The 9337-nt window shown below is 29.4% G+C and carries 9 protein-coding genes and 1 pseudogene; 8 read left to right on the top strand and 2 right to left on the bottom strand.

Going from position 1 to position 9337, the window contains the following annotated elements; all coding sequences use genetic code 11:
* Window positions 1–59 precede the first annotated feature (59 nt).
* Window positions 60–416, top strand: a complete 357-nt coding sequence (locus GKF99_RS05825) for a hypothetical protein (protein WP_000599722.1) — start codon at window positions 60–62, stop codon at window positions 414–416.
* A gap of 68 nt (window positions 417–484) precedes the next feature.
* On the opposite strand, the gene GKF99_RS05830 is transcribed toward GKF99_RS05825, so the two are convergent.
* Window positions 485–1081, bottom strand: a complete 597-nt coding sequence (locus GKF99_RS05830; RefSeq protein ID WP_000711069.1) for a hypothetical protein — start codon at window positions 1079–1081, stop codon at window positions 485–487.
* Window positions 1082–1221: 140 nt separating this feature from the next.
* Here GKF99_RS05830 and GKF99_RS05835 point away from each other — a divergent pair, with 140 nt between their 5' ends.
* The 7 genes from GKF99_RS05835 to GKF99_RS05860 all read left to right on the top strand — a co-directional run bounded on the left by GKF99_RS05835 (window position 1222) and on the right by GKF99_RS05860 (window position 8372).
* Window positions 1222–1395: a cobalt ABC transporter gene (locus GKF99_RS05835; RefSeq protein WP_154272870.1), complete on the top strand. Its 174-nt coding sequence runs from the start codon at window positions 1222–1224 to the stop codon at window positions 1393–1395.
* An 87-nt stretch (window positions 1396–1482) separates the two neighbouring features.
* A complete protein-coding gene (locus GKF99_RS05840) occupies window positions 1483–3156 on the top strand; it encodes a recombinase family protein (protein WP_130820053.1) in 1674 nt (557 codons plus the stop codon).
* A 320-nt stretch (window positions 3157–3476) separates the two neighbouring features.
* Complete coding sequence (locus GKF99_RS05845) at window positions 3477–4544, top strand: ATP-binding protein (RefSeq protein WP_154272871.1); 1068 nt, start codon at window positions 3477–3479, stop codon at window positions 4542–4544.
* Window positions 4537–6771 (top strand): S8 family peptidase, encoded by a 2235-nt coding sequence (locus GKF99_RS05850; protein WP_156850259.1) that lies wholly within the window; start codon window positions 4537–4539, stop codon window positions 6769–6771. The genes GKF99_RS05845 and GKF99_RS05850 overlap by 8 nt, the downstream gene beginning before the upstream one ends.
* A gap of 86 nt (window positions 6772–6857) precedes the next feature.
* Window positions 6858–7097 (top strand): hypothetical protein, encoded by a 240-nt coding sequence (locus tag GKF99_RS08550; RefSeq protein WP_154275594.1) that lies wholly within the window; start codon window positions 6858–6860, stop codon window positions 7095–7097.
* Between the two features lie 19 nt (window positions 7098–7116).
* Window positions 7117–7533, top strand: coding sequence for a hypothetical protein (locus GKF99_RS05855; RefSeq protein ID WP_154275595.1), 417 nt, complete (start codon window positions 7117–7119; stop codon window positions 7531–7533).
* An 8-nt stretch (window positions 7534–7541) separates the two neighbouring features.
* The gene (locus GKF99_RS05860) at window positions 7542–8372 is read left to right on the top strand and encodes a hypothetical protein (RefSeq protein WP_241673573.1); all 831 of its coding nucleotides are present in this window, start codon (window positions 7542–7544) and stop codon (window positions 8370–8372) included.
* A 14-nt stretch (window positions 8373–8386) separates the two neighbouring features.
* On the opposite strand, the pseudogene GKF99_RS05865 reads toward GKF99_RS05860, so the two are convergent.
* Window positions 8387–9337: pseudogene (locus tag GKF99_RS05865) on the bottom strand (relaxase/mobilization nuclease domain-containing protein); the annotation flags it as partial.

Below are 9337 nucleotides of genomic sequence, written 5' to 3' on the forward strand. Positions count from 1 at the left end.
TAATTCTGACATATAAAGACTGTAAGAAGTAACTATATATATTAGGAAAGGAAATTATTATGATATTAGAAAAAGAAGAATTGTTGGATAAGGTTTTTAAAAGTGTAGTCATGAATATTATGTCGGTAGAAAAATCTATTTTAAGTGAAGAAGTGTGGCTAGATGTTGGAGGACACTATTATTGTGTAGATGGCGTCAGAGATATTTTACTAGAAAGAGAAGGTGAGTCACTTCAGTACTTTTTAAGCGATATGATAGTAACCATAAGATGCTATGCAGAAGTTTATGGAAGTTTTGATATAGAGCTTGATTTAGAGAGTATAGGCTTTAAAAACTTCATAAAGTTGTCCCATTTGTTTAATGAAAAATTCTTTAATAACTGGCATAGCTTTGTGTATGAGATCCAAAGAGAGTGACTAAAAAATTATAATTAAATCTAGTAAAAATAAAAGCTTGAGATTGTCTAACCTCAAGCTTTTATTTTTTAATTCACAGCTAAATCATCCACTATTAAATCCTCATAGTCAACTGTAATTTCATCATAATTTTTCCTTGCAGAGACTAGTATTGCCGATACGAAAACAAAGTCATTTATTTCGAGCGAAACATCATTTACACGCATGTTTTTAGAGTATTGAAGTGTAATTACTTGCTCTCTATAGTCTCGCACTTGAATCGTAATCCAATTATTGAACTCTTTGATGCTTAAGATAGAACCGCTAAGAAAAACTCGTGAAAATGGGTTTTTAAAAGAAAAACCTATATTTTCTATTTCAAAGGCTTCTGATAACAAAGTGTTCTCTAAGACTATTTTTTCACCAAGAAAATACTGTTCTTTTCTACCTTCATATAAATAGGGAATGACAGGGCTTTTCACAAAACCTGTAATATAAACAGTTTGATTCATTTTAAAATCATGAATATCTATAGATTCAAAGTATACTTTCATATAATTTGGCTCTCTTTTCCCATTAATAAAGATTGTTAAGTATGGATTTCTTTCCTTAAAACCTCCTTTTCCTACAATCCTTCCGCGGCAATAAAACTCGTTTAATAGTGGAATTTTCCTATCTTTTTTCATTTTTTACTCCTTTCTTCAATTAACTATTGAATATATGCATTAAAAGATTTTCAATAAAAAAGTCTGTGTGGAGAAAAACACGAATCAATACTTTTTTCTGACATATACAAGGTGAAATCAAAATTAGGAGGCAATTTACCTTGTATAATAAAAATAGCGTAAAAGATTGTTCTTATGAATTAGATGGGTTGGCACGTCTCTTACAAGAATTAATAGAAAAGTATGCAGATCAGTTAGATTTTGAAAAATTGGAAGTGCCGCCAAGACATTCAGACAAAAATAAAAATGAGGATAATATTAATTCATCGGATTAGGTTATTGTATTGACTTTTATATTATGATTTATGTAAAATATAGGTATAACTATAACGTGAAAATATGTCCAAACTAAAGGTGGAAAAATGAAAAATAAAAAGGCGTATGTATATACAAGAGTGTCAACATCTATGCAAATTGACGGTTACTCACTTGATGCTCAGGAAGAAAGAATAAAACAGTATGCAAAAGCTTATGGTATAGAAATAATAGAAACCTATAAAGATGCTGGAAAATCAGGAACATCTATTTCAGGTAGAAATGAATTCATAGCTATGCTTAATGATATAGAAGCTGAAAAAGATAAAGTTGATTATGTAATGGTTTTTAAATTATCTAGATTTGGAAGAAATGCAGCGGATGTATTGCAGTCATTGCAAGTCATGGAAAATCATAATGTAAATCTGATTTGTGTTGATGATAGTTTAGATAGTTCTAAAGATTCTGGAAAGCTTGTTATAACAATTCTATCGGCAGTAGCAGAAATGGAACGTGAAAATATACTTTCTCAAACTATGGAAGGAAGGAAACAAAAGGCAAGAGAAGGAAAATGGAATGGTGGTTTTGCTCCAATTGGCTATTCATTAGATAATGGAGAATTAGTTGTTAATGAAGATGAAGCTAAAGCAGTAAGGATGATTTTTGATTTATATGCTAATTCAGATATGGGAGCCAATGGAGTATCTAAGTATTTAGTTTCTTTAGGTATTAATAAACCTATAAGACAAAATGGCAAGAATCCATATTTTTCAGCTAGTTTAATAAGACAAATATTGGATAATCCTGTATATAATGGGAAAATTGCATATGGAAGAAGAAAAACAATTAAAGATAAAACTACTGGTAAAATTAAATTAGAAAAATCTGATCATTATATTATAGCTCAAGGAAATCATGAAGCTTTAATTGATGATGAGTTGTGGAATACAGTACAGGAAAAAAGAAAATCTCAAGCTAAAAAGTATGAGAAGATAAATAGAGGAAAAGATGAGAGAGTTCATATCTTATCAAATCTAATAAAATGCCCATATTGTGGTGCTGGTTTGTATGGAAACAAAAGCCGTAAACGTAATAAAAACAAAGAAGGAGAGCATTACAAAGATTATTACTATTACGGTTGTAAACATAGACAAATGATGAATGGACATAAATGTACTTTTAATAAACAAATTAGAGCTGAATTAATTGAAAAAGAAGTTGAAACAATAATTACTCAAGTAGTTAGTAATCCTACTTTTGCCAAAAAAATTGAAGAAAAAATCAATATTCAAATAGACACAAAAGAAATTGATGAAGTTATTAATAAGCACTTAGCGAAGATTAGGCAATTAACAGGTACAAAAGCATCACTAATTAATCAAATAGATTCTTTAAATTTTGAAGATAAACATTATGATAGAAAATACACCGATTTAAATCTTAGACTTGATGCTATATATGACCAGTTAGAATATGCAGAAATGCAGTTAAATGATAGCAGAAAAAGGAAAGAGGCAATTCTTGAAGAAAAAATAACCTCGGATAATATTTATAAGATTCTTGTAAATTTTAATAGCCTTTATACAGTTCTTTCAGATATCGACAAGAAGAGATTACTTAACGAAATGATAGAAGAAATTCAAATTTATGACGAAAAAACAGAAAAGGACACTTGGATAAAATCGGTTGTTTTCAAGCTTCCGCTTATAGATAATGAGATTGACTTTGGTTTGGACAATAAAGATAATGTCGAAGCTATAGCGTTGATACAAAAGATGTAAATATAGAAATCCTGCATTTTAAGCAGTTTTATAAGCATTTTTTATTTGAAAAAAATGAAGAAGGATATGTAAAGAAGACTCAAAAAAACTACGTGGATGTAAGAGTAGTTCTGCAACTGGTATGAGGAAACACAAAAAATATAATTAACTCATTTTGTACTTTCTACAAGAGTGGCTTAAAAAGCTGCTCTTTTTTTATTAAGAAACGACAATATAAATTCAAATATATAAATATAAATATAAATACAAATATTTGTCCCGAAAGCATAGAAATGCGTCCCGATATTTGATATAATAAAGAAAATAGGAGGTATAGAAATATGAAAAAACAAAATGTTTTGAATTTAATAAAATACCATGTGGAAAGGAATGAAAATTCCTTTAGAAATGAGGCTATAGCAATAGCAAGATATTTTGATAGCATAGGAGATTATCAGTTATCTGAATATATTATGGGGTTAATATCTGAATCAAATTTATATTCACCACAAAGTAGTGATTTTGAAAGTGAGTTTTTAAAGCAAGTTGAAATAAGAAATTTAGAGGCTTTAAATTTACCGCTTGAAATAACAGAGGATATAAAAGGTATTATTAATGCTGTAAATCATAATGTTGGTATTAATAAATTTTTATTTGAAGGATTACCGGGAAGTGGAAAAACAGAAGCAGCAAAAAATGTTGCAAGATTATTGGATCGCTCTCTTTTTAGAGTGGATTTTGAAAATTTGATAGATAGTAAGTTGGGGCAGACCAATAAAAATATTATAAAAGTCTTTAAAGAAATAAATATGCTTCCAAATGCGAATAAAATAGTAGTTTTATTTGATGAGATTGACGTTATCGCTCTGGATAGAATTAATTCTAATGATATTAGAGAGATGGGAAGAGTAACATCTACAATTTTAAGAGAATTAGATAGATTAACAGACCTTAATAAAGAGATTGTACTTATTGCAACAACTAATCTATATTCAAATTTTGATAAAGCATTAATTAGGAGATTTGATGCTGTCATTAATTTCAATAGGTATAGTGATGAGGATTTAATAGAAGTTGCTGAATATTATTTTTCTTCATTCATCAAGAATTTTAAAGGAATATCCAAGGATACAAGATTATTTAAAAAAATATTAAAGACAGCAAACAAAATACCTTATCCAGGGGAATTAAAAAACATTATAAAAACATCACTTGCATTTAGCGATGTTGGTTCTGAGTATGATTATTTGAAAAGATTATACAGTAGCTTGATAGGAAGTTTGGATCAAAAGGATATAAACCAACTTCATGAAGAAGGATTTACTGTAAGAGAAATTGAAAAATTAAAAGGTGAGTCTAAAAGTGCAGTATCAAGAAAATTAAAGAAGGAGAAACTAGGTAGTGAATAATGTCTTGGAATTAAAAGGGAAACGCTTTATGCAAGCCAGTAAAAATGGTATGCGTGGTGGTGTAGCTATGAATGGGAGAGTGGAAGTCAGTACAGAGCATTTATTAAGATTAAAATCTCAACTAATCCAGATTAAAGAATTTTGGGATAAAGAAACAAAACCGTTTGAGGGTATTTTGGTTAGTGTTTATTATAATAAGATTGTTGCGAAAAGTAATCGAATTGCTGGACTTTTTAAAGGGACGTATTCTAATGAAGCAATTGTTGGAGCAAAATTTAATAGAGATAAGAGCAAACATATCATCACATATTTTCTTGATGAGTATGATTTGACTAAAAGTATAGAGTTGATTACAGATACTTCAAATATATTGTCTCAAAAATTTGAAGGAAAGATTAATAAGAGCATATTTGAAGATAAAAATATTGTCAATCCAAGAGTTTTTAAAGACTTCTCTGTGAGTATGTCAATATTTAAACAAGTGATTGCAGATGTATCATATATTGATTCTTTTGAGGTAGAGTTACCTACGATAGATGTAAAGCAGAGCATTATAACTTTGTATGACGTAAGAAAAGATACCAAATTATTATTTGAAAGACTAGGGATAGATATTTTAAGTAGCAGAATTTTAGATAATCAAACTGTTTACCTAGACGAAAAGCAGGTAGAACTACTTTTTGAAAAAGCACCTTATCTTGTTTCAATGGCAACCGTTGATTTGTCAAGGTTATCACCTGATGATTTTATCAATGAGTATCAAACAAAAATGGTGGCTATACCATCTCCAACTATTGAACCGACAATTGGGGTGATAGATACTTTATTCGATGAAAGTGTTTATTTTAGTGATTGGGTTGAATATCATGATATGGTTTCAGAAGATATACCTAAAAATCCAAAAGATTATAATCATGGGACGGCAGTATCTTCCATTATTGTTGATGGAGCAAGATTAAATCCTTGGTTGGATGATGGCTGTGGAAGGTTTAAGGTTAGGCATTTTGGAGTGGCGGTAGGCGCTGAATTTTCTTCATTTTCAATAATAAAGAAAATAAAGAGTATTGTAGTAAATAATTCAGATATAAAGGTATGGAATATTTCACTTGGTAGTAATCAGGAAATTAATGACAACTTTATTTCTGCTGAAGCTGCAACACTAGACAAAATTCAGTTTGAAAACAATGTAATATTTGTTGTAGCAGGAACAAATAAACCAAGTGCAGATATAGTAAAAATAGGATCTCCGGCAGATTCTGTTAATAGTATAGTCGTAAATTCAGTTAGTAAGAATGGTCTGTCTACTAAATATGCTCGTAAAGGATTAGTATTATCTTTCTTTGCAAAGCCTGATGTGTGCTATTATGGTGGCAGTGAAGAAGAGTACATTGGGGTTTGTGAACCTTTAGGGGCTGCGAGTGTTGCCGGAACTTCTTATGCTGCACCTTGGATTGCGAGAAAATTATCTTATTTAATTGATGTGTTAGGACTTAATAGGGAAGTTGCAAAAGCCATGATTATTGATGCTGCAAGAGGGTGGGATGAAAAACCGACTCCTGAGGAAGTTGCTTTATATGGGCATGGAGTTGTACCAATTCATATAAACGATATTATTCAAACAAAAGATGATGAAATAAAATTTGTGGTATCAGATATTAGTGAAAAATGGAATACTTATAACTACGATTTTCCAGTTCCTCTAAAGGATAATAAGTATCCATATATTGCTAAGGCTACGATGTGTTATTTTCCATTGTGTGATAGATTGCAAGGTGTTGACTATACAAATACAGAATTGAACTTGCATTTTGGTCGAATAGGAGATGATAAAAAAATCAAGGATATTAAGGGTGATAAACAGAATACAGAAGACACATTAGATGGAGAAAGAAATTATCTTTTGGAAGGTGAAGCCAGAAAACAGTTTAGAAAATGGGATAATGTTAAGTATATCGCAGAGAGTGCTACAAAAAGAATGATACCAAAAGACTCTTATAAAAATAAAAACTGGGGTATGGAAGTAAAGACAAATAACCGATTAGCTCCCCAAGATGGCGTAGGAGTTAGGTTTGGTGTTGTTGTAACACTCAAAGAAATGAATGGAGTTAATAGAATTGATGAATTTATCAGAAGTTGTACATTAAATGGTTGGTTAGTAAATGTAATTGATGTTGTTAATAGAGTAGATATTCACCAAAAAGTTAATGAAGAAATTAAGTGGGAATAGTATTTGTTTTTTTTACGCTATCGACAGTAAATGGAATGGTATGGAATATTTATAAAAATTATAGCAAGTATAAAAGGTGAAGAGATATGGAGAATCAAGATAAGATATATGAGATAGAAATTAACAGTTGTGGTATAGGAGGGAAGCTAAGTATACAGAATAGTAATAATAGAGTTTTAGCAAAAATTGGAGAGGCTTTATTAGATAAAATGAATTATTACAGATGGAATAATTCTGTAAAGTTTTTTGACAAGTATGAGCAGAAAAAAAACGAAAAGAAGTTCAATTGGCAAAGAAATACCATTGCCACCAAAATATTTATTTGAAATATTAGGTAATGCTTTTATGGAAGAAGAGGATGAAGTGCAAGATTTGTGGGATAATCTTCTTTCTAATTGGCAGTTTTCTGAAAATCGTACAGACATAGCAATGATGTATATAGAGATATTAAAAAATCTATCTAAAAATGAAATTCGTATTTTATCAGCGATTCATACCAGTTTAGATAGAAATAATCATAGGTATAACAAAAATTTTTACGTATATGGCAATGTTGTACGAGAACATCTTTGTTTGTCTAAAGAAGAATATGAATTGGCAATGCTTAATTTATTTAGATTATATTGTTGCGAAGGATTCCATCAAGAAATAACAGCAATGCATTTTGGTAACATAACGATTCAAACTAATGGATGCATTAAAAAAATTAGTATTACTGCATTAGGATATAAATTATTAGATATGATATTAGAAAAGGATTAGGGGGAGTGATGACTATGCTTGATACAATTATATATTGGTTATGGGGATTGGTAAAAGCAATACCTGAAGATATTATCAAGGGACTAATAGTATCATTTTTAATTTTACTTATAATAAAACTTGTTAACAAAATTAAATTTTTATCTTCTAAAATTAAAAATATCATATTAAAATTGTTTAATACGAAGATAGAAATATCTACTAAAACCACTTTTATTGAATCTCCAGATTATCGTTACACTACAATAAGACGAGCTGAAAGTGTTAGAAGTGAAAATTCTAATGACAATGATGTTTTTTTGCTATTCATTGCAGGATTGTTTGTAGCTTCTATAGTAGTTAGTTTTTTCAAAGAATATGTAGATTATATTTCTTTGTTTTTAAAGTGGTTTGGACTTATTCCACTGATGATATGCATATTATTTTTATTTGTTATATCTATTAGTCAAGAAGTTCAAAAAATTACAGTTAAATTCATCGCAGTTTCAATAGTTGTTTCTGCATTGACCTTATATTATGGACTTAATCTTAAAGAAATGGCGAAAACAATGAGTGCAACAATAACAGATGGAAGAAATCTTTTTGCATCGGTATATAAAATTTTTGGCGTATTTATAGGAGTCATACAACAGTTAATATCTTATATATTATTGCTTAGAGTAATAAGTGTTTATATTGATAGAAAAAAGAAAAAACCGATACAATCAGTACGTCGTTTCATTGCTAAAACAAAACAATTTGAATCAGTTATGTTCCTTAGCATTATAGTAATATTTTTGTCAATTTTATCATACACATTTACATTAGAAGCTGTTCATAAATTTCTATTAAAGCAATAGGCAGATTTAATAGTCTATATCTCCATCTTCCCGCACATGTAAATTCCATAGTTCTTTCGTATTTGACAAAGCTCATCCATAGCAGTTTTTGTAGAAGAGTACCATTGCATAAGGGTATTCTTTTTTTCTTGCAATTTATCAAGTTTAGTCAAAATATCTTTTGAATTTGGCAGCTTAGAATGGGATTTTTTAAGCTCTGAAATGGCAGTTTCGTATAGAACAATTTGGAATTTATATTCCTCATAAAATGCCTTATCTGGTGGTTTTGCTTTATATTCTTTGTAGTAGGCTAGATATTTTTTAAAAGTATGAATTTGTTCCATCGTATTAGAAAGTAGCTGCATATTCTTATCAATTTCTTTGATTTTATCTTGTAAGTTCTGTCTTTATTCAGCACTTTTCTTGATGTATTCATCAAGCTATTTGACAGTGTTAATGCCTTGTTCTATTATGAAAATAACTGACTCAGCCATTGCATTTAGGTTATGTTTTGTTGGCCAATATTAATAGCCTTTGATTTCTTTCACTTTGACATTGGTATTCATATTGATAACATTTTAGATTCGTTTTTTGACAGGTGAGATTTTAATAGCTTGATTTTATGTAATTTAATCTTTTAAATTTTCCTAGGTATAATCTTCTCTGATAGTCTTTGCTCTTGTAAATTTTTGTTTGTCTTTATGGCGAAAAGCAATGTGTTTACCAAACTTAATTTCATAATCAAGAGATTTCATATTTTCTAAAAATTCTTCCCACGAGTTAGACTTATTAATCATTCTGTCTATATCAAATTGTAGTTTAGACTTCCAAGAATTTCCTTTCTTGTTTAGGTCATATTCGTACCAAGATTTACCTGCAGTTTTATATTTTCTTTTGTAAGCTTCATAATATTCATCAATGACTGAAAGCTTATTTTCTTTACATAATTCGTCACTTTGATACCTGATTTTATGGTAAGATTTTTT

The organism is Finegoldia sp. BIOML-A2 (assembly GCF_009678315.1).
GTDB classification, from domain to species: domain Bacteria; phylum Bacillota; class Clostridia; order Tissierellales; family Peptoniphilaceae; genus Finegoldia; species Finegoldia magna.

Excerpts from the sequence above, each read along its gene's own strand:
- GKF99_RS05845 (WP_154272871.1), top strand. The coding sequence starts at position 3,477 with ATGAAAAAACAAAATGTTTTGAATTTAATAAAATACCATGTGGAAAGG.
- GKF99_RS05830 (WP_000711069.1), bottom strand. The coding sequence starts at position 1,081 with ATGAAAAAAGATAGGAAAATTCCACTATTAAACGAGTTTTATTGCCGC.
- GKF99_RS05860 (WP_241673573.1), top strand. The coding sequence starts at position 7,542 with ATGACTATGCTTGATACAATTATATATTGGTTATGGGGATTGGTAAAA.
- GKF99_RS08550 (WP_154275594.1), top strand. The coding sequence starts at position 6,858 with ATGGAGAATCAAGATAAGATATATGAGATAGAAATTAACAGTTGTGGT.
- GKF99_RS05825 (WP_000599722.1), top strand. The coding sequence starts at position 60 with ATGATATTAGAAAAAGAAGAATTGTTGGATAAGGTTTTTAAAAGTGTA.
- GKF99_RS05840 (WP_130820053.1), top strand. The coding sequence starts at position 1,483 with ATGAAAAATAAAAAGGCGTATGTATATACAAGAGTGTCAACATCTATG.
- GKF99_RS05855 (WP_154275595.1), top strand. The coding sequence starts at position 7,117 with ATGGAAGAAGAGGATGAAGTGCAAGATTTGTGGGATAATCTTCTTTCT.